Source organism: Providencia sp. TYF-12, assembly GCF_041344805.1.
GTDB classification, from domain to species: Bacteria; Pseudomonadota; Gammaproteobacteria; order Enterobacterales; family Enterobacteriaceae; genus Providencia; species Providencia huashanensis.
In genome coordinates, this window is sequence record NZ_CP166833.1 from 1,598,604 (window position 1) to 1,623,741 (window position 25,138).

At 41.5% G+C, this 25,138-nt stretch carries 21 protein-coding genes and 1 other RNA gene; 14 read left to right on the top strand and 8 right to left on the bottom strand.

Annotated features, from left to right (window positions below):
• Positions 1 to 831 precede the first annotated feature (831 nt).
• Positions 832 to 3,429, top strand: coding sequence for a bifunctional aconitate hydratase 2/2-methylisocitrate dehydratase (gene acnB / locus ABE954_RS07065; RefSeq protein WP_042845076.1), 2,598 nt, complete (start codon positions 832 to 834; stop codon positions 3,427 to 3,429).
• Positions 3,430 to 3,500: 71 nt separating this feature from the next.
• On the opposite strand, the gene ABE954_RS07070 is transcribed toward acnB, so the two are convergent.
• Positions 3,501 to 3,878: a VOC family protein gene (locus ABE954_RS07070; protein ID WP_042845074.1), complete on the bottom strand. Its 378-nt coding sequence runs from the start codon at positions 3,876 to 3,878 to the stop codon at positions 3,501 to 3,503.
• A 192-nt stretch (positions 3,879 to 4,070) separates the two neighbouring features.
• Between ABE954_RS07070 and ABE954_RS07075 the strand changes: the two genes are divergently transcribed.
• The 4 genes from ABE954_RS07075 (at position 4,071) to ABE954_RS07090 (ending at position 7,177) form a co-directional block, all read left to right on the top strand.
• The gene (locus tag ABE954_RS07075) at positions 4,071 to 4,442 is read left to right on the top strand and encodes a YacL family protein (protein WP_042845072.1); all 372 of its coding nucleotides are present in this window, start codon (positions 4,071 to 4,073) and stop codon (positions 4,440 to 4,442) included.
• Positions 4,443 to 4,579: 137 nt separating this feature from the next.
• A complete protein-coding gene (mscS, locus tag ABE954_RS07080; protein ID WP_048607929.1) occupies positions 4,580 to 5,452 on the top strand; it encodes a small-conductance mechanosensitive channel MscS in 873 nt (290 codons plus the stop codon).
• 212 nt (positions 5,453 to 5,664) lie between these two features.
• A complete protein-coding gene (argO, locus tag ABE954_RS07085; protein WP_042845070.1) occupies positions 5,665 to 6,285 on the top strand; it encodes an arginine exporter ArgO in 621 nt (206 codons plus the stop codon).
• Between the two features lie 157 nt (positions 6,286 to 6,442).
• Complete coding sequence (locus ABE954_RS07090) at positions 6,443 to 7,177, top strand: oxidative stress defense protein (protein ID WP_042845068.1); 735 nt, start codon at positions 6,443 to 6,445, stop codon at positions 7,175 to 7,177.
• On the opposite strand, the gene ABE954_RS07095 is transcribed toward ABE954_RS07090, so the two are convergent.
• Complete coding sequence (locus ABE954_RS07095; RefSeq protein WP_042845066.1) at positions 7,174 to 8,088, bottom strand: LysR family transcriptional regulator ArgP; 915 nt, start codon at positions 8,086 to 8,088, stop codon at positions 7,174 to 7,176. The two genes, ABE954_RS07090 and ABE954_RS07095, sit on opposite strands and share 4 nt — an antisense overlap.
• Positions 8,089 to 8,405: 317 nt before the next feature.
• Here ABE954_RS07095 and rpiA point away from each other — a divergent pair, with 317 nt between their 5' ends.
• Both rpiA and serA read left to right on the top strand, forming a co-directional pair.
• Positions 8,406 to 9,068, top strand: coding sequence for a ribose-5-phosphate isomerase RpiA (gene rpiA / locus ABE954_RS07100; protein ID WP_042845064.1), 663 nt, complete (start codon positions 8,406 to 8,408; stop codon positions 9,066 to 9,068).
• A 471-nt stretch (positions 9,069 to 9,539) separates the two neighbouring features.
• Positions 9,540 to 10,790, top strand: a complete 1,251-nt coding sequence (gene serA / locus ABE954_RS07105; RefSeq protein ID WP_042845062.1) for a phosphoglycerate dehydrogenase — start codon at positions 9,540 to 9,542, stop codon at positions 10,788 to 10,790.
• A 46-nt stretch (positions 10,791 to 10,836) separates the two neighbouring features.
• Here the strand turns inward: serA and ABE954_RS07110 are convergent, their stop codons facing one another.
• The 3 genes from ABE954_RS07110 to zapA form a co-directional block, all read right to left on the bottom strand.
• Positions 10,837 to 11,427: a 5-formyltetrahydrofolate cyclo-ligase gene (locus ABE954_RS07110; RefSeq protein WP_042845060.1), complete on the bottom strand. Its 591-nt coding sequence runs from the start codon at positions 11,425 to 11,427 to the stop codon at positions 10,837 to 10,839.
• A gap of 149 nt (positions 11,428 to 11,576) precedes the next feature.
• Positions 11,577 to 11,758: non-coding RNA, 6S RNA (ssrS, locus tag ABE954_RS07115), on the bottom strand.
• Between the two features lie 110 nt (positions 11,759 to 11,868).
• Positions 11,869 to 12,198 (bottom strand): cell division protein ZapA, encoded by a 330-nt coding sequence (gene zapA / locus ABE954_RS07120; RefSeq protein WP_042845059.1) that lies wholly within the window; start codon positions 12,196 to 12,198, stop codon positions 11,869 to 11,871.
• Between the two features lie 139 nt (positions 12,199 to 12,337).
• Here zapA and ABE954_RS07125 point away from each other — a divergent pair, with 139 nt between their 5' ends.
• The 7 genes from ABE954_RS07125 (at position 12,338) to gcvP (ending at position 22,163) form a co-directional block, all read left to right on the top strand.
• Complete coding sequence (locus ABE954_RS07125; protein ID WP_042845057.1) at positions 12,338 to 12,916, top strand: YecA family protein; 579 nt, start codon at positions 12,338 to 12,340, stop codon at positions 12,914 to 12,916.
• 158 nt (positions 12,917 to 13,074) lie between these two features.
• A complete protein-coding gene (pepP, locus tag ABE954_RS07130; protein WP_042845055.1) occupies positions 13,075 to 14,397 on the top strand; it encodes a Xaa-Pro aminopeptidase in 1,323 nt (440 codons plus the stop codon).
• Between the two features lie 32 nt (positions 14,398 to 14,429).
• Positions 14,430 to 15,608, top strand: a complete 1,179-nt coding sequence (gene ubiH, locus ABE954_RS07135; protein ID WP_240133203.1) for a 2-octaprenyl-6-methoxyphenyl hydroxylase — start codon at positions 14,430 to 14,432, stop codon at positions 15,606 to 15,608.
• A gap of 27 nt (positions 15,609 to 15,635) precedes the next feature.
• Positions 15,636 to 16,865 carry an FAD-dependent 2-octaprenylphenol hydroxylase gene (ubiI, locus tag ABE954_RS07140; RefSeq protein ID WP_129466211.1) on the top strand — a complete coding sequence of 410 codons (1,230 nt, stop codon included), beginning with the start codon at positions 15,636 to 15,638 and terminating at the stop codon, positions 16,863 to 16,865.
• Between the two features lie 544 nt (positions 16,866 to 17,409).
• Positions 17,410 to 18,504 (top strand): glycine cleavage system aminomethyltransferase GcvT, encoded by a 1,095-nt coding sequence (gene gcvT / locus ABE954_RS07145; protein ID WP_042845051.1) that lies wholly within the window; start codon positions 17,410 to 17,412, stop codon positions 18,502 to 18,504.
• 45 nt (positions 18,505 to 18,549) lie between these two features.
• A complete protein-coding gene (gene gcvH / locus ABE954_RS07150; protein ID WP_131680651.1) occupies positions 18,550 to 18,942 on the top strand; it encodes a glycine cleavage system protein GcvH in 393 nt (130 codons plus the stop codon).
• A gap of 344 nt (positions 18,943 to 19,286) precedes the next feature.
• On the top strand, positions 19,287 to 22,163 hold the full coding sequence (gene gcvP, locus ABE954_RS07155; RefSeq protein ID WP_042845048.1) for an aminomethyl-transferring glycine dehydrogenase: 2,877 nt from the start codon (positions 19,287 to 19,289) through the stop codon (positions 22,161 to 22,163).
• A 115-nt stretch (positions 22,164 to 22,278) separates the two neighbouring features.
• Here the strand turns inward: gcvP and ABE954_RS07160 are convergent, their stop codons facing one another.
• The 3 genes from ABE954_RS07160 to ygfZ form a co-directional block, all read right to left on the bottom strand.
• Positions 22,279 to 23,169, bottom strand: a complete 891-nt coding sequence (locus tag ABE954_RS07160) for a hypothetical protein (RefSeq protein ID WP_240133204.1) — start codon at positions 23,167 to 23,169, stop codon at positions 22,279 to 22,281.
• 160 nt (positions 23,170 to 23,329) lie between these two features.
• Complete coding sequence (locus ABE954_RS07165; protein ID WP_071548274.1) at positions 23,330 to 23,950, bottom strand: HD family hydrolase; 621 nt, start codon at positions 23,948 to 23,950, stop codon at positions 23,330 to 23,332.
• A gap of 11 nt (positions 23,951 to 23,961) precedes the next feature.
• Entirely contained in the window at positions 23,962 to 24,951 is a 990-nt protein-coding gene (gene ygfZ, locus ABE954_RS07170; RefSeq protein ID WP_129466207.1) for a tRNA-modifying protein YgfZ, read from the bottom strand.
• Between the last annotated feature and the right edge of the window lie 187 nt (positions 24,952 to 25,138).

Genomic DNA, 25,138 nt, shown 5'->3' on the forward strand with positions numbered 1-25,138 from the left:
ATTAAAATCTAAACAAATATTAATTGAAAATAATTTAATTACCTTCAGAAAGAACATTGCGGAGATTGAAAAATCGCTCAGCTGGAAATTTTTAATTGACCCACAAAAATATCCTTGTACATAAAAAAGGCATTCAAATAGGAAATAGGACTTTAATTGAAATGCCAAATAAAGGTAACGCAAAGGTTTTTAATGGAGCATCAGAAGTAGAAATTAAGCAGTAAAGGCACTGTGCTTTATTGGCAAGTCGATAATTTTAATTTGGCCTGTGAACATTTCACTCAGTTAGGAGCAAAATTATATCGAGGGCCAATGTTAATCGATGATAACAACCACATGTGCCAGTTTATTGACCGCTTCGGAAATTTACTTGGAATAAAAGGTTAATAAAATCAATAAAATCCTTTAAATAGATTAAAACCAATCGTAATGATTTACCTTATCAATTAGTAATGTAAATAAAATTACGATAATAAATATAATTTGTGATACCCAAAGGAAAAAGCCATAAAAGAGGGTGCTTTAATCAGCGAAATGCATTATAAAAAGTATGGTTTTTTCAGCTTTTTATAAAGATTTATAATCTCTTAAGCTAAAAAATAACCCGTAATTAAGTGTTAAGGCATGAAGTTAGTAGATAAATGTTACTTTCTTGTGAATGAATTAACATTGCGTTTAAATTCTGCTATGCTGAGAGCCCGAAGCTGGACATAATTTTACCGCCATTGAGATTATGCGAGCAAATTCCTCTGACCTGGCACCGGATGATAATTTTATCAATAAGGTGCAGACAGCCGGGTATATAAATAACAAAGAAGCGAGGAGAACGTCGTGCTAGAAGAATACCGTAAGCACGTAGCCGAGCGTGCCGCTCAAGGGATTGTCCCTAAGCCATTAGATGCGTCACAAGTAGCTGCACTGGTAGAGTTACTAAAAAACCCACCCAAAGGTGAAGAAGATTTCTTGTTAGACCTGCTAACCAACCGCGTCCCCCCTGGTGTTGATGAAGCAGCGTACGTAAAAGCTGGATTTTTAGCCGCAATTGCTAAAGGCGAAACTTCCTCTTCTCTTATCTCCCCTGAAAAAGCCATTGAATTACTAGGTACCATGCAGGGCGGATATAACATCCATGCACTAATTGAAGCTCTTGATGATGCTAAATTAGCGCCTATCGCAGCGAAAGCCCTTTCCCATACATTATTAATGTTTGATAACTTCTACGACGTAGAAGAAAAAGCGAAAGCTGGAAATGCGCATGCGAAACAAGTTATTGAATCATGGGCTGATGCTGAGTGGTTCAAACAGCGCCCTGCATTAGCAGAAAAAATGACCGTGACTGTTTTTAAAGTCACTGGCGAAACGAATACTGATGACTTATCTCCAGCTCCGGATGCATGGTCACGTCCTGATATCCCTCTACACGCTTTAGCCATGCTGAAAAATGCGCGCGATGGTATTGAACCAGACGATGCGGGCAATGTTGGCCCAATCAAGCAAATCGACGCGCTAAATAAGAAAGGCTTTCCATTAGCTTACGTGGGTGACGTAGTCGGTACCGGTTCTTCTCGTAAATCAGCCACTAACTCCGTGCTGTGGTTTATGGGTGATGATATCCCATTTGTGCCAAATAAACGTGGTGGTGGGGTAGTATTAGGCGGCAAAATTGCCCCAATCTTCTTCAATACGATGGAAGATGCTGGTGCGTTACCGATTGAAGTGGATGTGTCTAAACTAAATATGGGTGATGTTATTGATATCTATCCATTTAAAGGTGAAGTACGCAACCATGAAACAGGTGAGCTGCTTGAAACATTTGAATTAAAAACGGATGTTTTAATTGATGAAGTCCGTGCCGGTGGCCGTATTCCATTGATTATTGGCCGTGGTTTAACTAACAAGGCTCGCGAATCATTAGGTTTAGAAGCAACTGATGTATTCCGTCATGCGAAATCTGTAGCTCAAAGCAACCGTGGTTTCTCATTGGCACAGAAAATGGTTGGTCGTGCTTGTGGTCGCCCGGGTATCCGCCCAGGTGAGTATTGTGAGCCAAAAATGACGTCAGTAGGTTCACAGGATACAACAGGCCCAATGACACGTGATGAGCTAAAAGACTTAGCTTGCCTTGGTTTTTCTGCTGACTTAGTGATGCAGTCATTCTGTCACACTGCGGCGTATCCAAAACCTGTTGACGTTACTACGCACCATACATTACCGGATTTCATCATGAACCGTGGTGGTGTTTCTCTGCGTCCGGGCGACGGTATTATCCACTCTTGGTTAAATCGTATGCTCTTGCCTGATACCGTCGGTACAGGTGGTGACTCACATACGCGTTTCCCTATTGGTATTTCATTCCCAGCAGGGTCAGGGCTAGTTGCGTTCGCAGCGGCAACAGGGGTAATGCCTCTGGATATGCCTGAGTCTGTTTTAGTTCGTTTCAAAGGTGAAATGCAACCAGGTATCACATTACGTGACCTTGTTCATGCCATCCCTTTGTATGCGATTAAAGACGGCCTTCTGACTGTTGAGAAAAAAGGTAAGAAAAATATTTTCTCAGGTCGTATTTTAGAAATCGAAGGTTTGCCAGAACTGAAAGTTGAACAAGCGTTTGAATTAGCTGATGCTTCAGCAGAACGTTCAGCCGCGGGTTGTACTATTAAATTAGATAAAGCGCCAATCACTGAATACTTGCAATCGAATATCGTTTTATTGAAATGGATGATCGCTGAAGGTTATGGCGACCGCCGCACTATCGAACGTCGTATTAAAGGTATGGAAAGTTGGTTAGCTGATCCGCAACTGCTCGAAGGCGATGCAGATGCAGAATATGCAGCAGTGATTGAAATTGACTTAAACGATATTAAAGAGCCAATTTTGTGTGCACCAAATGACCCTGATGATGCACGTTTACTGTCTGATGTCCAAAACGAGAAAATTGATGAAGTGTTTATCGGTTCTTGTATGACAAACATCGGTCACTTCCGTGCAGCAGGTAAATTACTGGATTCTCACAAAGGCCAGTTACCAACCCGCTTATGGGTTGCTCCACCCACTAAGATGGATGCAGCACAATTAACCGAAGAAGGTTATTACAGTGTGTTTGGTAAGAGTGGTGCAAGGATAGAAGTTCCAGGCTGTTCACTGTGTATGGGTAACCAAGCGCGTGTGGCGGATGGGGCAACGGTTGTTTCGACATCAACCCGTAACTTCCCTAACCGTTTAGGAACAGGGGCGAATGTGTATCTTGCATCAGCTGAGCTTGCTGCAGTTGCTTCATTGTTAGGCCGTTTACCAACGCCTGCAGAGTACCAGCAATTTATGGATAAAGTCGACGAAACAGCAGCGGATACATACCGTTACTTGAACTTTGACCAATTATCACAATATACCGAAAAAGCGGATGGCGTGATTTTCCAAACAGCGGTTTAAGCCACTTTTTATATTAACCGTAAAGGCTCCTAATTTAGGGGCCTTTTTTGTCTCTATTGCAGAATATTGAGTTAAATGTATTGTGAAATTTCAATTAGGTTTAAGTCAGGGTCGCGTAAATAAATTGACATAATTGGCCCCACTGCACCAGTACGTTTCACTGGCCCTTCTACAATTTTTACACCTTGTTGTTCGATGTGTGCCTGTACCTGTTCAAGGGGGATATCGCTAATAAAACACAGGTCTAATGCGCCGGGAACAGGTAAATGTGCTTTTGGCTCAAATTCCTTTCCATATTGATGAATATTTATTTTTTGCTGACCGAATTGCAGGGCATAGCGTTGTTCACCAAAGGTCATCACTGACATCTTTAATACACGCTGGTAGAAATCAAGGCAGGCATCAAGGTGAGTGGTTGTTAGGACTAAATGGTCTAAGCGGTTGATCATTGGAACTCCTATAATCTAAACAGAGGTTATTATCATTTTTTAGTCATTTAATATTAAGTGAATATAAAAATTATAGTGTTGAAATTGGTGTTTTATCGAATTTTCTTTCAGCGAGCAGGTAATACCTCTCAACAAACGTGATTGTCTCACGTTATACTGGTCATAATGACGCAAAGAGTAGAGGTATTGCATATGGACTACCAATTTTTCCAAGATATCACCGGAGCTATCTCCGCTAAATTCTCGATGGATCATGAGGCTATTGGATATTGGCTTAATGAAGAGGTTAAAAATAACCTTAGTCTGTTAGATGCTATCGAAGATAATTATAAAAAAGTCAAAGGCAGTGAAAAGCAGTGGGAGCTTATTGGTCATGAATATACACTGTTACTTGATGATGAAGAGGTGATGATCCGAGCTAATCAATTATTCTTTGAAACAGATGGCCTAGAAGAGGGAATGAGTTATTACGATAATGAAAGTATTGCATTTTGCGGTATCGATGACTTTCTTTTAATGTTAAAAGATTACCGTGTTTTTGTTATTGAAAATGGGAAAAAATAATTTTTTTAGTGATTTGTTTTGTATTTCTATAAATTATCGCTATTATTTTCAGGGTATAGCTAGCTATTAAACTTTTTATTAGAAACTTAAATGGCTAGGGTTGATATTGATAATGAGATCCAAAAGGGCATATATATATGAATACTGATGATGTTACAGGGGCGTTGAATAATGCAACGAATTGGTTTGTGGCAAACCAAGATCTGTTAGTTCAGTATGTGGTGAACATCGTGTCAGCTATTGTTATCCTCATAGTCGGTATGATGGTAGCAAAAGCAGTCGGGCGCGGTTTGCATCGCGTAATGACGATGAAAGGCATTGACGCTACAGTGAGTGACTTTTTATCTGCAATAGTTCGCTATACGATTGTTGCGTTTACCTTAATCGCGGTATTAGGCAAAATTGGTGTACAGACAGCTTCTGTTATTGCGGTAATGGGTGCGGCAGGTTTAGCGGTTGGTTTGGCATTACAAAATTCACTCGGTAACTTTGCTGCTGGTGTATTACTGGTAATATTTAGGCCATTAAAAGCGGGGGAGTATGTCACTATAGGTGCGGTTGAAGGCACGGTGCAAAATGTGCAAATATTCTCAACTACACTAAAAACAGTTGATGACCGCATTATTGTTATTCCAAATGGCAAAATAATTGCTGATAACATAATTAACACCTCACGTGAACCTAACCGTCGTCAAGATATCATTGTCGGGGTGGCTTATGACTCTGATATTGATACCGTGAAAAAAGTATTAGGTGATATTGTTGCGGCTGATGAACGTATTCAGCACAGCAAAGGGGTCACGATACGTTTACATGATATGGCGCCATCTTCATTAAATTACGTAGTGCGTTTTTGGACGACAAATGGGGATGCATGGCCAGTGTATTGGGATCTGCTAGAAGAATTCAAGCGTGCCTTAGATAAGCACCAAATTGGTATTCCATTCCCACAAATGGATGTCCATTTATACAAACAAGATACAGCAACGAATAAAGTATCAGCAGAGTAATTTGCATTAATATTTAAAAATGGAGCCAATTTGGCTCCATTTTTGTTTTTAATATACCAATATGGCATTGGCATTTATGACAGAAAATCTAGCTTAATTAAGTTAAATGCCATAAGTCTGACTTATGACCCATTAGAGTAAATCATTTCCGCTAATAATTGTTTCTCGCTAATATCCCGCATATAAATTGAATAACTATTTGGAATTTATGCATGATTACGATTTATTTTCAGGGGATATTATTGGGTGCAGCAATGATATTGCCATTAGGGCCACAAAATGCATTTGTTTTACAGCAGGGAAGTCGTAAGCAGTTTCATTTAATGAGTGCATTGTTATGCTCTTTAAGTGATGCCGTTTTAATTAGTGCTGGTGTTTTTGGTGGTAGTGCATTACTGAGTCAGTCAGAAATATTAATGCAATTGATAACTTGGGCTGGGGTATTGTTTCTTTTGTGGTATGGCTATGGTGCATTCCGTATTGCAATGAGCCCAGATGAGACAATTCTTCAAGTTGAAAACCGAGTGATTACTCGGTGGAAAGTAATTGTAACTTTGTTTGCCGTGACATGGTTAAACCCACACGTGTACTTAGATACTTTTGTTGTGTTAGGTAGCGTAGGTGGCCAACTAGAAAGCCAGCTACGGCCTTGGTTTACCGCAGGTGCACTGACGGCATCCTTTGTATGGTTTTTTGCTTTAGCTATATTAGCTGCATGGTTTTCACCTGTACTTAATAAACCTCGTTCACAACGCTTGATCAACGTATTTGTTGGTAGTGTTATGTGGTTTATTGCTGTTCAGTTAGCATTGCAAGGCTTAAAAGGGTTTTAAAAGACAATATTACATCAACAGATTGAAAACGCCTTTCAGTTTCTTATTATTCTGAACTACGTTTTTTATTTAGTGTGATATTGTTAAGTTGTATTGAGGGATAGTTTGTTATGAACTATCCTTTTTTTAGCGATAAATAATATCATTGGGAGGTTCTGTGAAATTAAAGTCTTTAGTTTTTGCTACTATGGTAGCTGGTGCTGCGGTTCCGGGCTTCTCATTCGCCGATCCACTACCGAATGGCCCACATATTACGACATCAGGGAACGCAATCGTAAAAGCAGCCCCTGATATGGCAACACTGAATATTTTGGTCGAGGTAACAGCAAAAGATGCGGCTGCGGCTAAAGCGGGTGTTGATAAACGAGTCGCTGAGTATTTTGAATTTTTGAAGAAAAATGGCATTGAAAAACAAGATATTAATGCTGCTAATGTGCGTACTCAGCCAAAATACGATTACAGTAGTGTGAAGCAAAAATCGACGATTGAAGGTTATACTGCAACACGCTCAGTGGAAGTTAAGGTTAAAAAACTTGATCAACTGAATACTTTATTAGATGGCGCTTTAGCAGCTGGTCTTAATGAAATAAACTCAGTACAGTTTGGTGTTGCTAACCCGCAACAGTACCGTGATGAAGCACGGTCTCAAGCGATTAAAAATGCGACAGAACAAGCCAATATCTTAGCGAAAGGTTTTAATGTTCAGTTAGGCCCAGTGTATAGCATTAACTATAATGCGCCAGCTGCGGTGCCATATCCAATCGCTGCAAGAAATTACGGTGGGGCAATGAAAGCCTCTGTTGCTCAAGACCTCAAAGTTGATGAGACCTATGAACAACAGAGTATTGATTTTAATGACCAAGTGGATGTGGTGTTTGAGTTGAAACGTTAATTTTCAGAGGCTATATCATCTTCTTGTTTTAACATTTGGCGCCCTGTTTTCAATAGGGCGTCGGTTACTCTCTTCATTGTACGGCTTTCAGGTGCGAACCGGTGCCAATACAGCATACGCCTTTGGCATAACCCCGGCGTTAAATCAACCAATTCACCATTTTTCAGCTCATCTGCTATTTGCAAATGAGGGATCATGCAGCAAGTTGAGCCTTGTTTCGCCAGTTGGACAAAGGCTTCGGATGAATTTACGATATGGCAAGGAACACTCCCCGGTGATAGCCCAAAATTTTGTTGCACAAAGGCTTGGTGCATATCATCTAAATGGTCAAATGCAACCGCGGGGGCTTTAAGTAATGAAGAACGAGTTACACCATCAGGGAAATATTTAGCGGCAAAGTCAGGGGAAGCGACAAAAATGTAGTCGAGAGCACCGAGTTTATCAACTAAGCAGCCGGGTAATGCTTGGGGTTGAATACTGATAGCACCCACGACTTCACCACGCCTTAACCTTTCCTGAGTTCGAGTTTCGTCTTCAACTTGTATATTTAGCCGAATAGGGCTATTACCCAGTACTGGGTTTAACGCGGGTAGCAACCAAGTTGCTAAGCTGTCTGCGTTAACGGCAAGGGACAGAAGAAGTGGTGTTGAGCCCCCATTTTCATCGCCAAGCCATTGTTCCTCTAATAGTTCTACTTGATGAAGTAGCGCTAGCAGTTTTTGCCCTTGTTCTGTTGGATGAGGCGGAACAGTGCGGACAAGTAAAGGTTGCCCAAACAGGTTCTCTAGCTGCTTGATACGTTGTGAAACAGCAGATTGTGTGATGCAAAGTTTCTGAGCCGCACGCTCAAAGCCGCGTTCACGAATGACGGCATCCAGTGCTTGTAACGCGCGATAATCAGGGCGCTTCATCGAAAAGATCTCCTTATTGTTATTCTATTCGAGGCTATTGACCTTTGCTGTTCCATAAAAATAGATGGGGAAAACACACAAGGCGAATTTCCAACTCAGTGTAAAAGCTCAGCTAGGGTTATTAACAAAGAGCAGTAACCTTAAATCACTATGCCATATTTTTAGTGATAACACTTGAAAATATTATTGTTGCTAGATAAATCCCAAAAACAACGGCATAAATGTAAAGAACAATACTGCAACTTAGCCAGTGTCCGGTATATACTAGCTATTCATAACCTTAATCACGACTCAATTAATTAGCAAAAGGCATGATCATGACTCAGGACGAATTAAAAAAAGCGGTAGGTTGGGCAGCACTCGATTACGTTAAACCGGGTACTATTGTTGGTGTTGGAACGGGTTCAACAGCTTCTCATTTCATTGATGCTTTGGCAACGATGAAGGGGCAAATAGAAGGGGCGGTATCCAGTTCAGAAGCATCAACCCAAAAGCTAAAATCACTGGGGATCACTGTATTTGACTGTAATGAAGTTGATTCATTAGATGTTTATGTCGATGGCGCTGATGAAGTCGACCATCATATGAATATGATTAAAGGTGGCGGGGCAGCCTTAACAAGAGAAAAAATTGTTTCAGCTATTGCAAAAACATTTGTCTGTATTGTTGACCAATCCAAATTAGTTGATGTTTTAGGTAAGTTCCCATTACCCGTTGAAGTGATCCCTATGGCTCGTAGCTATGTGGCACGTGAGTTGGTGAAATTGGGGGGGACCCCTGAATATCGTCAAAATGTCGTAACTGATAACGGAAATGTGATTTTAGATGTCCATAATTTAAGTATTGTAGACCCTGTTGCATTAGAAAATACTATCAATGGCATTGCTGGCGTGGTGACTGTTGGGCTATTTGCTAACCGTGGTGCAGACGTCGTATTAATGGGAACCTCTGATGAAGGGGTTAAAACTATTAAGTTATAATTTATGTTATAACAAATAGATAAATTCAGCGTCTTAAAATAAGTCAGTAGATGTCATATTTACTGGCTTTTTTTATGTTTGATTGTGAATTGAGCGGGTGTTATTTCTGAGATAGCACTAAATTAATTAACCAGTTTTATAAATATCGATGATTTGAAATTTATTTCATTTTTTTTAATACCCCGTTATTTTGGTGATATATCTCACACTAATGCGCATTGTGCAGGAAAAAAACTTATTTTGTGTTACTGCTCCTGATTTTCTACCGTTTAACTTCTTTTTCTTTGCTATTTTTAGTATCCATAAAGCAAACGGTTGTATTGATACTGCGCCGTTTTTTGTTATGTTGGTATAGCTGCATACTTCAAGGTGGGTGGATGTCGATTTTTACAGGTGCTTTGAAGAATGCGAAGCAAACATGCAAATTCATCGGTTATAAATTATTAGTACGTTCACGATAGGGTAGGGGAAATGGTCAAGGTATCTTTGCAAAAAGACAAAATAAAATTTTTACTGCTAGAAGGTGTGCATCAAAGTGCGGTTGAGAACCTAAAAGCAGCAGGTTACACCAATATTGAATACCACAAAAGCGCGTTATCCGACGAAGAATTAAAAAAAGCGATTAAAGATGCACGTTTTGTTGGTATCCGTTCCCGTACTCACCTTACTGAAGAGGTTTTTGCGGCAGCAGAGAAATTAGTTGCAGTCGGCTGTTTTTGTATCGGGACTAACCAAGTTGATTTAGATGCTGCGGCAAAACGCGGTATTCCAGTATTTAATGCGCCATTTTCCAATACTCGTTCCGTTGCAGAAATGGTGTTAGGTCAACTATTACTGTTATTACGCCGTATTCCCGAAGCGAATATGCAAGCACACCGTGGGATATGGGAAAAACAAGCTAAAGGCTGCTTTGAAGCTCGTGGTAAGCGTTTAGGGATTGTTGGATATGGTCATATTGGTACTCAGTTGGGGATCTTAGCTGAAGGGATCGGTATGAATGTTTTCTTCTATGATATAGAAAACAAATTGCCATTAGGTAATGCAACTCAGGTCCGTTCTTTAACTGAACTGCTTAATATGAGTGATGTCGTGAGCTTACATGTACCTGAAACAGCAAGCACCAAAAATATGTTTGCTAAAGAGCAGTTTGACCGTATGAAGCCGGGTTCTATTTTTATTAATGCTTCTCGAGGTACAGTGGTGGATATCCCAGCATTGGCAGCTGCGCTGGAAAGCAAGCATTTATCAGGTGCCGCCGTTGACGTATTCCCAACAGAGCCAGCGGCGAATAATGACCCGAACGACCCGTTTATCTCTGAATTAATTAAATTCGACAATGTGATTTTAACACCGCACATTGGTGGCTCGACTGAAGAGGCTCAGGAAAACATCGGGTTAGAAGTTGCAAGTAAATTAGCAAAATACTCAGACAATGGTTCAACGTTATCTGCTGTTAACTTCCCTGAGGTTTCACTGCCAGTACATACCGAGGATACTAACCGTTTCTTGCATATTCATGAAAACCGCCCAGGTATTCTTAATAGCATTAACCAAGTATTTACGGAGAATAATATCAACGTAGTTGGGCAGTATTTACGTACAGCTGGTAATGTTGGTTATGTGGTGATCGATGTGTTAACGCAGAGCCCAAGTCAAACAGATGATGCCTTAGCTAAGCTAAAAGCACTGCCAGGCACTATCCGAGCACGTTTGCTGTTCTAAATTAGCATTGGTTGCTTTTACTTGATGATGATGGCGCAGGTATTAATTACCAGCGCCATATTTTTTGTGGCGTAATAATTTCAGGTAACGGAATATCCCAGTGCGCTACGGGAAGTGCCTCGACCTGCTGGCAATCATGGGCTAAGCCGATGGGGTAAAAACCGGTTTGTTGCCAATGAGCTAATGTCCTATCATAAAACCCACCCCCCATTCCTAATCGCTGCCCTTGGCTATCAAAAGCCACAAGGGGAATGAACATGATATCCAGTTTTTCTATAGGGAGTACATCTTGTACATTGAGTGGAGGTTCATCAATATTAAAGCGGTTTTTGACTAACTGTGTTTTTGCGTGATAGCGAAGAAAAAGTAAATGATGGCGGCTGAAAGGGTGTAAAACAGGAAGGTAAACCTGTTTGCCTTGTTCCCACAGTGCACTAATTAATGGCCTAGTATCAATTTCACCATCAAACGAGAGAAATAGAGCAATGCATTTCGCTGAGTTAATCTTTGGGTGCTGCAAGGCATTCTTCATGACCAGTTGAGCGGCTAACTGTTGTTGTTTCGTGGTTAATTGACGGCGAGCCTGACGGATGGATTGGCGTACTTGCTGGCGTTGTGTGGAAAGGGCATCTTGCATATGAAAACCTACTCTATCAGCAATAGGAAATAATTAACTATTTAGAGTATATCGCAAGGCGAAAATTATTGTAGAAAAGTAAATCGTCTGAATCAATACGACGTTGTATTATTGGTGTGTGTTATTAAAGGTAAATAGGAATACAGTAGAGGGTCTCCAAGATGCCGTTGTAGGCTGTAACCCTTGAACCCTTGGTTCAAGGTGAACGCAGTTTAGCAACCTTTAGGCTTCCTGAACGAATCAGGCATGCTCACCAGCGCAATAACCACATTCTGTTTGGTAGAAATATCGGCTCAGGGGACTCGCCCACTCACGCGCATCTCAGAGAAATTTGGTTTGAGTACTTTCGTTACCCAGTGATTTCATTGTACAAAACTAGATTTAAAATGCAACCTTAATTTTGGATATTTTTTTCTACTAGTGTCTGATTAATAAGCGAATTTACTCTAGGGGCAATACTTGCCTCTCAGTAATTTTTACCTGATCATGCAACGCTTGTTCAATAGTATGTTGCAACATTTTTATCTTTTCTTCCATATTATAAGCATAATCACGCGTTTTTGTCTTTTCTTGTGCTAATTCGTGACAGACGTTCAATGCTACGATAAAAATAAGTTGTTCCATATTGGTGACACCGCTTCTATCTTTTAGGTTCTGCAAGCGCTGTTCTAATTCTTTAGCCGACTCAAGAAGGGCTTCCTTTTGTTCTGCAGGGCAGTTGACTCGCAGTGAGCGCCCAAAAATTTGAATGTCGACAGGTTGTGCGGACATGTTACCTCCATACTGAATAATGTTCGCCATAAATACAACATATTTGGCGCAATTAATAGATAAGACAAAAGCATACTGGTCTAGCGGCTATCCTTGATGGTAGCATATCACGAATCATAAGCTAACATGACGAATTCAGATGTCTATACAAAAATCTTTACCAAACTATGAAACACTGGACAAACTGTTACAACAGCACTCAATAGCACTTACCGCAGCTGAAATCCATGGTCTAATAACGGGGTTAATTTGTGGTGGTAGCCGTGATCATAGCTGGCAAACATTAGTCCATGACCTTGCTAACGATGGTTTAGCATTTCCTCAAACAATTTCACAGCCACTACGTGATTTATTTGACACCACTTTTGAGTCGCTAGATGACAGTGAATTTGCATTTACTATGCTATTCCCTGATGAAGACGCCTCTATTTTTGACCATGCAGACGCATTAGCGGGTTGGGTTAATCACTTTTTATTAGGCGTTGGGGTGGCTCAACCCAAACTGGCGGATAAAAAAGAGATTGCAGAAGTTATTACAGATTTACGTAATATCGGAATGCTTGGGTATGACGAAGACGAAGACCAAGAAGAGCTTGAGCAAGCGCTAGAAGAAGTGGTTGAGTACGTCAGGGTTGCGGTACAGCTATGTTATATCGCATTAGTTGAGCCAAATAAAGGCCCAACAGCGGTTGAGAATAATAAGCCTATCCTTCATTAATTCTAATCGCGTCAGTTTTACACATGAGCTCTGTTTTATCACTAAAATAGGGGAACTTAGAGCTGGTTTATCCAGCTTTGGGTCATTGTCGCCAGCGCGTATTGTTCGCTAGCATAATATTAGCAACATCATAATTCAGATAATAAGGCAAAAACGGTATGAATAAACAGGAATTTATTTCTCGTCGTAACGCATTATTGGCAAAAATGCAGTCAGGTAGTGCAGCAATTATTTTTTCTGCCCCGCCTGCACAGCGCAATGCGGATTGTGAATACCCTTATCGTCAGCACAGTGATTTCCTTTATCTGACCGGTTTTAGCGAGCCTGAAGCTATATTAGTCTTAATTAAAAGTGATGAAAAACATAGCCATACTGTTCTTTTTAATCGGGTGCGCGATTTAACAGCTGAAATTTGGTTTGGGCGTCGTCTTGGTCAAGAGGCCGCTCCTGAAAAGCTAGGCATTGATAAAGCCTTACCATTTAACGAAGTTGAAGAGCAGTTGTATCAGTTACTCAACGGATTAGATGTGGTTTACCATGCTCAAGGTGAATTTGCTTACGCAGATAAACTCGTTTTTGATGCACTAGATGTTTTACGTAAGGGAAGCCGTCGTAATCTGCGTGCGCCAGAAACTATGGTGGATTGGCGTCCGATTGTGCATGAAATGCGTTTATTTAAATCGGAAGCAGAAATTAATACGATGCGCGAGGCAGGGCGGATTTCAGCCCTTGCACATATCCGAGCAATGGAAACTTGTCGGCCAAATATGTATGAATACCAGTTATGCGGTGAGTTAGAGCACGAATTTACCCGTCATGGTGCACGTTTCCCTTCTTATAATTCTATTGTTGGAAGCGGTGAAAACGCGTGTATTTTGCATTACACCGAAAATGAATGCCAAATGAAGGATGGTGAGCTGGTATTAATTGATGCAGGGGCAGAGTTTGAGGGATATGCGGGGGATATTACGCGTACATTTCCTGTTAATGGCAAATTTAGCCAAGCTCAGCGCGAAGTCTACGATATCGTGCTGAAAGCTCTAAATACCGCATTAGAATTGTATCGCCCGGGAACGAGTATGCATGAGGTTACTCGCCAGATTGTGCGTATCAAAACCGAAGGCTTAGTGGCCTTAGGTATTTTACAAGGCGATGTCGATCAATTGATCGAAAACAAAGCATATCAAGCTTTCTTTATGCATGGTTTAAGTCATTGGTTAGGGCTAGATGTGCATGATGTCGGTTTTTATGGGACCGATAGAGACCGTATACTTGAGCCTGGGATGGTATTAACCGTCGAGCCTGGTTTATATATTGCACCAGATGCTGATGTGCCTCCTCAATACCGTGGTATCGGCATACGTATTGAAGACGATATTGTGATCACTGCAGAGGGCAACGAAAATCTGACAGATCTGGTCGTGAAAGACCCAGATGAAATAGAAGCTTTAATGTTGCAAGCAAAACAGCGTTTGGTTTAAAAAGAGTTATTAATAAAGGTAAGAAATAACGCATGAATGTGATTATCGTGGGGGGCGGAATGGCGGGCGCGACGTTAGCACTCGCTATTTCTTCCCTTAGCCAAGGAAAGTTATCGGTTTCACTCATCGAGGCCGCTTTACCGGAAGGCAAACACCCTGGGTTTGATGCTAGAGCCATTGCATTAGCACATGGTACTTGCCAGTATTTATCAAAAATAGGGGGGTGGCCTGCATTCTCAGATTGTGTGACACCGATTAATCACGTTCATGTTTCTGATAGAGGGCATGCGGGTTTTGTCAATATTGCCGCAAAAGATTATCATATTGCCGCATTGGGTAATGTGATTGAGTTACATGAGGCTGGAACCCGTTTATTCTCCCTTCTGCGTAAAGCGCCGGGGGTGACATTATACTGCCCCGCCAAAGTCGAAAGTGTTCATCGTGAACAAGGCTCTGTTAGCGTGACTTTGGACAATGGTGATACAGTAACTGGTCAATTATTGGTTGCCGCTGATGGTAGCCATTCTGCGATTGGTAAAGCATGTAACATACAATGGCAACAGGATGATTATGGGCAAGTAGCCATCATCGCTAATGTGAAAACGGCGGTTGACCCAAAAGGCCAAGCATTTGAACGCTTTACTGAATTTGGCCCCCTTGCACTATTACCTATGTCACAAGGGCGTAGCTCTTTGGTTTGGTGCCACCATCAAGAACAAGCTGATGCCATTAATGCATGGGATGATGCAACATTCATTCACAGGCTACAACAAGCATTTGGTTGGCGTTTAGGTGAGGTTGTGATGGCCGGTAAGCGTCATTGCTACCCATTAGTATTACGCAAGGCACTGACACCGGTCAGCCACCGAGTGGTACTGGTTGGTAATGCAGCACAAACATTACACCCTATTGCAGGGCAAGGCTTTAACTTAGGGCTCCGTGATGTTATGCAATTAGCTCAAACGGTGGTGAATGCACATGCTGATAATCAAGATATCGGCAGCTATTCGTTGTTAAGTCAGTACCAACAAATACGGGCTCTCGATAGGGACAAAACCGTCACAATGACCGATGGGTTAGTACGCATATTTGCTAACCGTTGCTTACCACTGATTGTTGGCCGTAATTTAGGCTTAATGGCAATGGAAATGTTGCCACCCGCTCGCGATGTTTTGGCGCGCCAAACATTGGGTTGGGTTACACACCAATAACCACGAAATAGAGAGGAAATTAATAACATGCAATCATTTGATGTGGTTATCGCTGGCGGGGGTATGGCTGGACTTGCGCTGGCTTGTGGTTTAGAAGGCAGTGGCCTACGTATCGCTGTGGTTGAAAATACCCCCCCTAAATGCACATTTTCAGCGGCAGAACCTTACGCATTAAGAGTGTCGGCAATTAATGCAGCGAGTGAGAAATTACTTACTCACTTAGGTGTTTGGTCAGCTATTAAAGAAATGCGAGCCTCAGCTTACGGTGGTATGGAAGTCTGGGATAACGACAGCTTTGGCCGTATTACATTTTCTGCTAACGAACAAAATTTGACCCATTTAGGTCATATTGTTGAGAATAATGTGGTGCGAGATGCTTTATGGCATAAAGCGTCTCAACTAAGGGATGTAACGTTATTAGCGCCTGCAGCGATAAAAAAAGTGGCTTGGGGGGAAAATGATGTTTTTATCACATTAGAAGATGAAAACATGCTGACGGCAAGGCTAATAGTTGGGGCTGATGGGGCAAACTCATGGTTACGTAGCCATGCTGATATCCCGCTGACTTTTTGGGATTACGAGCATACTGCGCTTGTTGCAACTATCAGAACCGAAAAACCCCATGAAGGGATCGCAAGGCAAGCTTTTAATGGTGAAGGCATTTTAGCGTTTTTACCCTTAAGTGACCCACACCTTTGTTCTATTGTTTGGTCACAAGGGGCAACGGAGGCTGCAAGGCGACAAACGTTAGATAAGGCAAGTTTTGATAAAGAGCTCGCAGTGGCGTTTGATTTACGTCTTGGTCTTTGCCAATTAGAAAGTGACAGGCTAACAATACCATTAATAGGGCGTTATGCTAGGCAATTTGCCGCTCAACGCTTAGCTTTATTAGGTGATGCGGCACATACTATCCACCCATTGGCTGGTCAAGGCGTTAACCTTGGTTTTATGGATGTGGCGATGTTAATTGGTGAAATTAAACGCTTACATCGGGAGGGTAAAGACTTTGGCCAATATCTCTACTTGCGTGATTATGAGCGTAGTCGAAAACACAGTGCTGCATTGATGCTAGCGGGGATGCAAGGTTTCCGAGAGCTATTTGAGGGGAATAACCCTGCGAAGAAACTGCTACGTGATATTGGTTTAGTTTTGGCTGATAGTTTGCCGGGTGTTAAACCCCAGTTATTGAACCATGCTATGGGGTTATCTGATATGCCTAAATGGTTGGAAAAACTATCATTAGAAGAGTCGCTCTAATTTCTTGTTCAGTAAAGGTATAGCGCCAGTTATACCTTTATCTTGTCATATTAAATTCCAAGTCTGTTAATACATATTCTGTTGCCAGAAATAACTCGTATTGTTTAATCCCTGATCCTGCCATGGTCTTTCGTTTAATTTGCTATTTGGGCGCAGTATTATTTTCACAGTATGACTGAAAAAAACTAATTGCAGCTACATTTCGCATTAGTTTTACTTATTTTGCTCGTTGGGTTTTGCTCTCCAATTTTATTCATAAAGAATATAATCTGGTTGCTTTTTAATCTATTCTGCCTTGATTGTAAGCATTTTGAGTGATCATTCTCAATTATTTAACAAAAAGCACTGGTAAAAGTAGGATGTAATCAGTAATACAGTGGAGCAGTAGCCCTATTTTTTTTTATAGAATCTAGCCGCGAACAATGGTAGGTTTTTAAAAATGTTATCGTTTGCGTCAGGTTAGTAATGCCAATTGATTAATCGATAATAGGTATTCTTAACCACGCAATCACCCTGTCATATAAATAATGTAAAGAGGGTATTCATGGTAAAGCAAACAACACTATATGAAGAGCATATAGCCTGCGGCGCAAAGATGGTGGATTTTCATGGCTGGATGATGCCGTTGCATTATGGTTCTCAAATCAATGAACATAATTTCGTCAGAACCGATGCAGGGATGTTTGATGTTTCCCATATGACTATTGTCGATTTACATGGTGAAGGTTGTCGTGACTTTCTTCGTTATCTACTCGCTAACGATATCAATAAACTTACAGAGAAAGGTAAAGCCTTGTACACGGGTATGTTAAATGCATCCGGTGGGGTTATTGATGACCTGATTGTTTATTATTTGGAAGAGGGTTTCTATCGTTTGGTGGTTAACTCTGGGACAAGGGATAAAGACATCGCATGGATTGAGCAGCACGCAGCGGGTTATGCTGTCGAAATTCGTGTACGGGATGATTTAGCCTTATTGGCAGTTCAAGGCCCTCAAGCTCAGCAAAAAGTACACTCCTTGCTCAGTGATGAGCAAAATAAAGCCATTGCTGGCATGAAACCTTTCTATGGTGTCCAAACAGGGGATTTATTTATCGCCACGACAGGGTATACCGGTGAAAAAGGTTATGAAATTGCGATGCCGAAAAATCAAGTTGTTGGTTTTTGGCATAAGTTATTAAAAGCGGGTGTCCATCCTGCTGGCCTTGGCGCACGTGATACATTGCGTTTAGAAGCAGGTATGAATCTCTACGGTCAAGATATGGATGAAAGTATTTCCCCTCTAGCCGCGAATATGGGGTGGACGGTTGCTTGGAAACCGGAAGACCGCCAATTTATTGGGCGTGAGGCATTAGAACAATTACGCGAACAAGGAACTGAAAAACTCGTCGGTATTGTGATGCGTGAAAAAGGTATACTGCGAGCAGGGCAAGTGGTCCGCTTTACTGATGAATTGGGTAAATTACAAGAGGGGGTAATCACGAGTGGTTCTTTCTCTCCAACTCTCGGATTTAGTATTGCGTTGGCGCGTGTCCCTAACGGAATTCAAGACAAAGCGATTGTTGAAATTCGACATCGAGAAATGCCAGTTGAAGTGGTTAAACCGGGCTTTGTCCGCGAAGGTAACTGCTTAGTGTAATTTGGGGTAACCCGATAAACAAATTTTAAAATTGAGAGGCAAATAATGAGCAATACACCTAAAGAATTATTGTATACCCGTGAACATGAGTGGCTGCGTGATGAAGGTAACGGTGAGTATACCGTTGGTATTACTGAGCATGCGCAAGAAACTCTGGGTGATATGGTGTTTGTTGATTTACCTGAGGTTGGTAGCGTGGTTAGCGCAGGTGATGACTGTGCTGTTGTGGAATCCGTAAAAGCGGCATCTGATATCTACGCACCTTTGAGCGGTGAAATTGTTGCAGTTAATAGCGACCTGAATGATTCACCTGAACTAGTAAATGAACAGCCTTATCAAGAAGGTTGGATTTTCCGAATTAAAGCGTCGGATACCTCTGAGCTGGCGGACTTAATTGATGCGGCGGGTTATACCTCTATGATCGAAGCCGAAGAATAAAATCCTAGTCATATTTCTTCTTGTGGCGGCGTTGGCTTCGCTCATTCGCCCTAGTCACATACTGATGTATGCTCCTAGGGTCTTATTCGTTTGCCGCCTAGCCACAAGATGAACTATTTATAGGATTTATTAATACGCTTGTTTTATGGGTGGATGCACTCGACAACTCGGGTCACATACTAGTGTATGCTCCCCAAAATTGTCTCCGCTTGCCGCCTAGTCACAAGATGAACTATTTAGAGAGTTGAAAAACATAATTAGCAAGCAACAAGTCGTTACCTCGCAAGTTCCGTAATAACCGCCCTACAACTTATGCATAGCAGACAAAGGATGGGAACACAGATATGTCGATGTCACTGAGTCAATTAGAAAACCGTTCAGAATTTATTTCACGCCACATTGGTTCATCAGAACAACAAATAAAAACCATGTTAGATACTGTGGGTGCAACCTCATTAGATGCTTTGATGGACAAAATTGTTCCTAAAGCAATTTTACTTTCAGAGCCACCAAGAGTAGGTGGTGGGGCAACTGAACAGGAAGCTTTAGCTGAATTGAAAGCTATCGCATCACTGAATAAACGCTTTAAAAGTTATATTGGGATGGGTTATGCACCCGCGGTGCTTCCCCCTGTTATTTTGCGTAACTTATTGGAAAACCCCGGTTGGTACACAGCTTACACGCCATATCAACCTGAAGTTTCACAAGGCCGCTTAGAATCATTACTTAATTTCCAGCAGTTAACGATTGACCTTACCGGATTAGACTTAGCATCAGCCTCATTATTAGATGAAGCGACTGCGGCGGCTGAAGCCATGGCGATGGCAAAACGAATTAGTAAGTTAAAGAATGCTGAACGTTTCTTCGTTGCTGATGATATTCACCCGCAAACTCTTGACGTTGTAAAAACACGAGCCGGTACCTTTGGTTTTGAAGTGATTGTTGATAGTGCAGAAAAAGTTCTTGAACATGAAGGGGTGTTTGGGGCCTTGTTACAACAAGTGGGCACAACCGGTAATATCCATGATTACAGTGAACTATTCGCAACATTAAAACAGCGCCAAATCGTTAGCTGTGTTGCTGCAGACATGATGGCATTAGTGTTATTAGCTGCACCGGGTAAACAAGGGGCCGATATCGTATTTGGCTCAGCGCAGCGTTTTGGTGTACCTATGGGCTATGGCGGTCCACATGCAGCTTTCTTTGCTTGCCGTGATGAGTTTAAACGTGCAATGCCGGGGCGTATTATCGGTGTGTCACGCGATGCCGCGGGGAATACAGCATTGCGTATGGCGATGCAAACCCGTGAGCAGCATATTCGTCGTGAAAAAGCGAATTCAAATATTTGTACCTCACAAGTTTTGTTAGCCAATATTGCGGCTATGTATGCGGTTTATCATGGTCCTGAAGGTTTAAAAATGATTGCTGGGCGTATTCATCGCTTCACATCAATCTTTGCTAAAGCTTTAGCCGAAGCGGGGTTTTCATCACGCCATAAAACTTGGTTTGATACTTTAGCAGTTGAAGTGGAAGATAAAACCGCAGTATTAGCCCGAGCAGAAAAAGCAAACATCAATTTACGGACGGATATTCGTGGAGCCGTGGGGGTCACCTTTAGTGAAGTCACCACTCGCCAGGACTTAAATGAGCTGTTTACGGTGATCACGGGTATTGACACTAAATTGGATTTTGAAAAATTAGACCAATCTGTTGCAAATCAAGAACACGCCATTCCAAAATCTATGCAACGGGCAGATGAAATCTTAGTTCATCCGAATTTTCATCGCTATCACAGCGAAACAGAAATGATGCGTTATATGCATAGCCTTGAGCGTAAAGATTTAGCGTTGAACCAAGCGATGATCCCGCTGGGGTCGTGTACGATGAAGCTTAATGCAGCCGCGGAGATGATCCCGATTACATGGCCAGAATTTGGGGAGCTACATCCATTCTGCCCTGTGGACCAAGCACAAGGCTATCATCAAATGATTGAACAGCTTTCTCATTGGTTGGTGCAATTAACGGGTTACGATGCGGTTTGTATGCAACCTAACTCAGGTGCACAAGGGGAATATGCAGGGCTGCTCGCTATCCGCCGTTATCATGAAAGCCGTAATGATGGGGGGCGGAATATTTGTTTGATCCCAGCTTCAGCTCATGGAACCAATCCAGCGTCTGCCCATATGGCAGGTATGGAAGTCGTGGTTGTACGTTGTGATGATGAAGGGAATATCGACTTAGACGATTTACGCGATAAAGCGCAGCAATATAGTGATGTACTTTCTTGTGTCATGGTGACTTATCCATCTACACATGGGGTTTATGAAGAAAGTATTCGCGAAGTCTGTGAGATTATTCATCAATATGGTGGGCAAGTTTACCTTGATGGAGCAAATATGAATGCTCAGGTTGGGTTAACGACACCGGGCTTTATTGGCGCGGATGTGTCTCACTTAAATTTACATAAAACATTCTGTATTCCTCATGGTGGTGGCGGTCCAGGTATGGGTCCAATTGGGGTGAAAAAACATTTAGCTCCGTTTGTACCAGGGCATTCAGTAGTTGAACAAGAAATGGTCACAGACCAAGGTGCAGTTTCTGCTGCTCCATTTGGTAGCGCTTCTATTTTGCCCATTAGCTGGATGTATATCCGAATGATGGGCTCTTATGGCTTACGCAAAGCGAGCCAAGTGGCTATTTTGAATGCGAACTATATTGCTAAACGCCTTTCCAGCCGCTATGACATTTTATATACAGGGCAAGATGGTTACGTTGCTCATGAATGTATCGTTGATTTACGCCCAATTAAAAAGGATACCGGCATCAGTGAGCTTGATATAGCTAAACGGTTGATTGACTATGGTTTTCATGCCCCAACCATGTCTTTCCCTGTGGCAGGGACGTTGATGATAGAACCAACGGAATCGGAATGTATCACTGAAATCGACCGTTTTATTGAGGCGATGTTAGCAATACGGGATGAGATTGACCAAGTGGTTGAAGGGCAGTGGACGCTTGAGGATAACCCTCTGGTGAATTCTCCTCATGTCCAAACCGAGCTAACGCAAGAATGGCCTCACAGTTATAGCCGTGAATTGGCTGTGTTCCCGACGGCGCAAACCAAAGCTAATAAATATTGGCCAGCGGTTAAACGTCTTGATGATGTGTATGGCGACCGTCATTTACATTGCTCGTGTGTTCCGATTGAAGAGTATATGTAAGATATAATTTAAAGTGCTCATATCATGTTGAGCACTATCAATAAATTAGTTATAAGGCTTGAACTCAATATTAGACTGAGTCAGGCCTTTTTCTTTAATATATTCACATGATAAATTAAGGTGAATACTGGGTGATCCCCGTATAGTTTTTACCTTGATAAACTTTCTCAATGTCACCGGTCGGTATTGTTACGCGATAAACCCCACCATTTAGGTCTGCGACATACATTAATTGAGCAGGTTTATCATAAGTGAGACCGATAGCTTCTTTGAAACCACGGCTGATAACTTTGTGATTATTGACGCCATGCGTCGTCACATTTGCACAATTTAAACTATTACCATCCGGTTCGGCACCTCTATCCGTCCAATATAAAAGACAGGCTTCTTCATCAAGTAATAGGTCAATAGGCTCAGGTAGGCGATCAAGTAATAGTTCAATATCAGTTCGGTTCTCGGGGGATTGCTGAATGTTTGGTTTTAGTGGTGCTCTGAAAATACGACCAAGATTACCTTTTGGCGTCCCTTTTTGTGTCCAATAAACCCAATTGTTGGGAATATCTAAAGAAATACCGACACACTGGTCTAAAATATCAACTTGGTTTTGCTTATTTCTGGGCCTTGCCACATGAGTTTGCAAGTTTGAGCCATCGACATGGCAAGAAGCAACTTTTCCCCCTTCGCGATCACACCAATATAGCCTTTGATTGATTAAATCGAGTTGTAGCTGTTTTGGTGTTCTGACATCTCCATGACCTAACAACATTTTTCGCCCACTACCATCGAAGTTCATTACGTTAATTGAACCATCATCAGCGTCATAATCCTCTCCCATATTACTCCAATAAATTAATTTATTCGTTGGGTCGACGGCGATACCATCTGGTGTTCCACCTAATTGTTCTATTAGGCATGTAATTTGATAGGTTGATTTATTAAACTGAATAATGGCTGGAGAATGGACATCAAGTAACAATAGATAAGGGGATGAGCTAATTTTATTCATTGGCATATGTCACCTAATTGATAATCAATACATCACGTGAATGTTTGTTTAAACCATAGGTAACATCTTATTAATTAGCAAACTATTAAATGTATTAAAAATTAGTTTTGAAGGAGGTTATAGGATTTTTATAAGCGACCGTTAAGCCGCTTATCGGGAATTACAGTAACCAGCCTTTTTGCTGGGCTTGCTCTAACTGTAATTTAAGTTGTTGATAAAAATCAGGAAGAATTTGCTCTATATAATCACATTTACTGATTACTTGCTCAAGACGGATGTTGTTTTCAACCCAGCTTTGCCCTTGATTATGTAAATTCATCAGCATTGGCATAGCCCTATCAATCGCATTGGCGTAAATGGACTCAGGAGTTTCAAGTGCATCATATTCATTCCATAATGCTAAAAGCGTTTCAGCTTGCGGGTTAGGCAATAGGTTGAAAATACGATTAGCCGCTTTAACTTCTTCTTCATGGATAGCGTCACGAGCAGCATTATCGAATACCATTACATCACCTGCGTCAATTTCGACTATGTCGTGAACTAATGCTAATTTAATCGCATGCTCAATGTTAACACCTTGAACATAAGGGGCGAAGCTCATGGCTGCAACTGCAAACTGCCAGCTATGTTCGGCAGTATTTTCTTGGCGTTCGCGATTCAATAACTTATTTTTACGGTAAATACTTTTGAGCTTATCTAATTCCATTAAAAATTGGACGACCTCGGTAAAAGCCCCAAACTTGATAACCTCAATAGGCTCGTTACCTAATACAGATGACATAAAAACCCCAACTATTTTTCTTCTAATGAATATGGCAACGGTACGATAGTTAAATGGCTTTGCTCATCACCCATAACGCGAAAAACACTGTCAGGTTCCATATCGTTATTCATAATGATTTGCACATATATTTTGCCATTCCCTAAGCGAACCGTGGCAAGAACTGTCCCAGTACGGCGCCATTTATCGCCGAGTTGCCATTCAACGCCTTCACCAATATTTGGGAGTGTTGAACCTGTTCCTTTTAACAAATACATTGCGCGTTTATTGGCACCACGAAATTTGGCCCTAGCGACCATTTCTTGACCCGTGTAACAGCCTTTTTTAAAGCTAATTCCATCAGGAAGAGCTTGTAAATTAGCCGCTTGAGGTAAGTGTTGAGCGCTATTTTCTTGGTCTATAACGGCAAAGCCTGCTTCGATATCGAGTGCTAACCACTGTTCATCACTGACTTGTGGGGCACCGAGTGTCTGCACTATTGTCTGTGCTGTTGCCTCTGTTGTAACCACTAAAAAACGTTCTGTAGGTAATGAAAAATAGAGTAAAGTCGAATCACCGTCAGTGACTACTTGGTTTTGTTCGTCAGGTAAAACGCTAAAGACTGCTGAAAGTGCTGCTCTTGCTCCTTTACCCGCTACCCCAAGTAGCTTAAGCTCATTTTTTTTCTCAAATGTTACTTTGGAAAAAACCGCATATTTTTTGAGTTCAGCGAGTTGCGTATCAGCAATACTGCTTCTTAATAAATAAGAGAACCCTTCTAAATGATGGAATAACCGCAGGTCACTCCACATTTTACCTTTTGGGTCGCAATGGGCAGTTAATGCATGTGATTGAGTGAGTGTGGCAACATCTGCGGTCACTTGGCCTTGTAAGTATTTTTCTGCGTCTAGGCCATGAAGGTGGATAAGTTCCCAGTTTTCCAGTGAAATCAAAACGAGCGGTAAAGAGTGTGATTCAAAGGGAAATTGTTGTGTACTATCAATATCAATTTGGGTAGTCATGATTTCACCTGTTGTTCTTTGATAGATAAAGGTGCTTAATGGTAAAATAGCTAGATAACATTGCAAGTAGTTATTATGATACCACGGGTATTATTGAGTATTTTTTTGTTATCTGTTTGTAGAAAAACGGCATTTTACTACTAAAATTACAACAATGTAGCCTATGGCATGTTTTCTCAGTAGATAA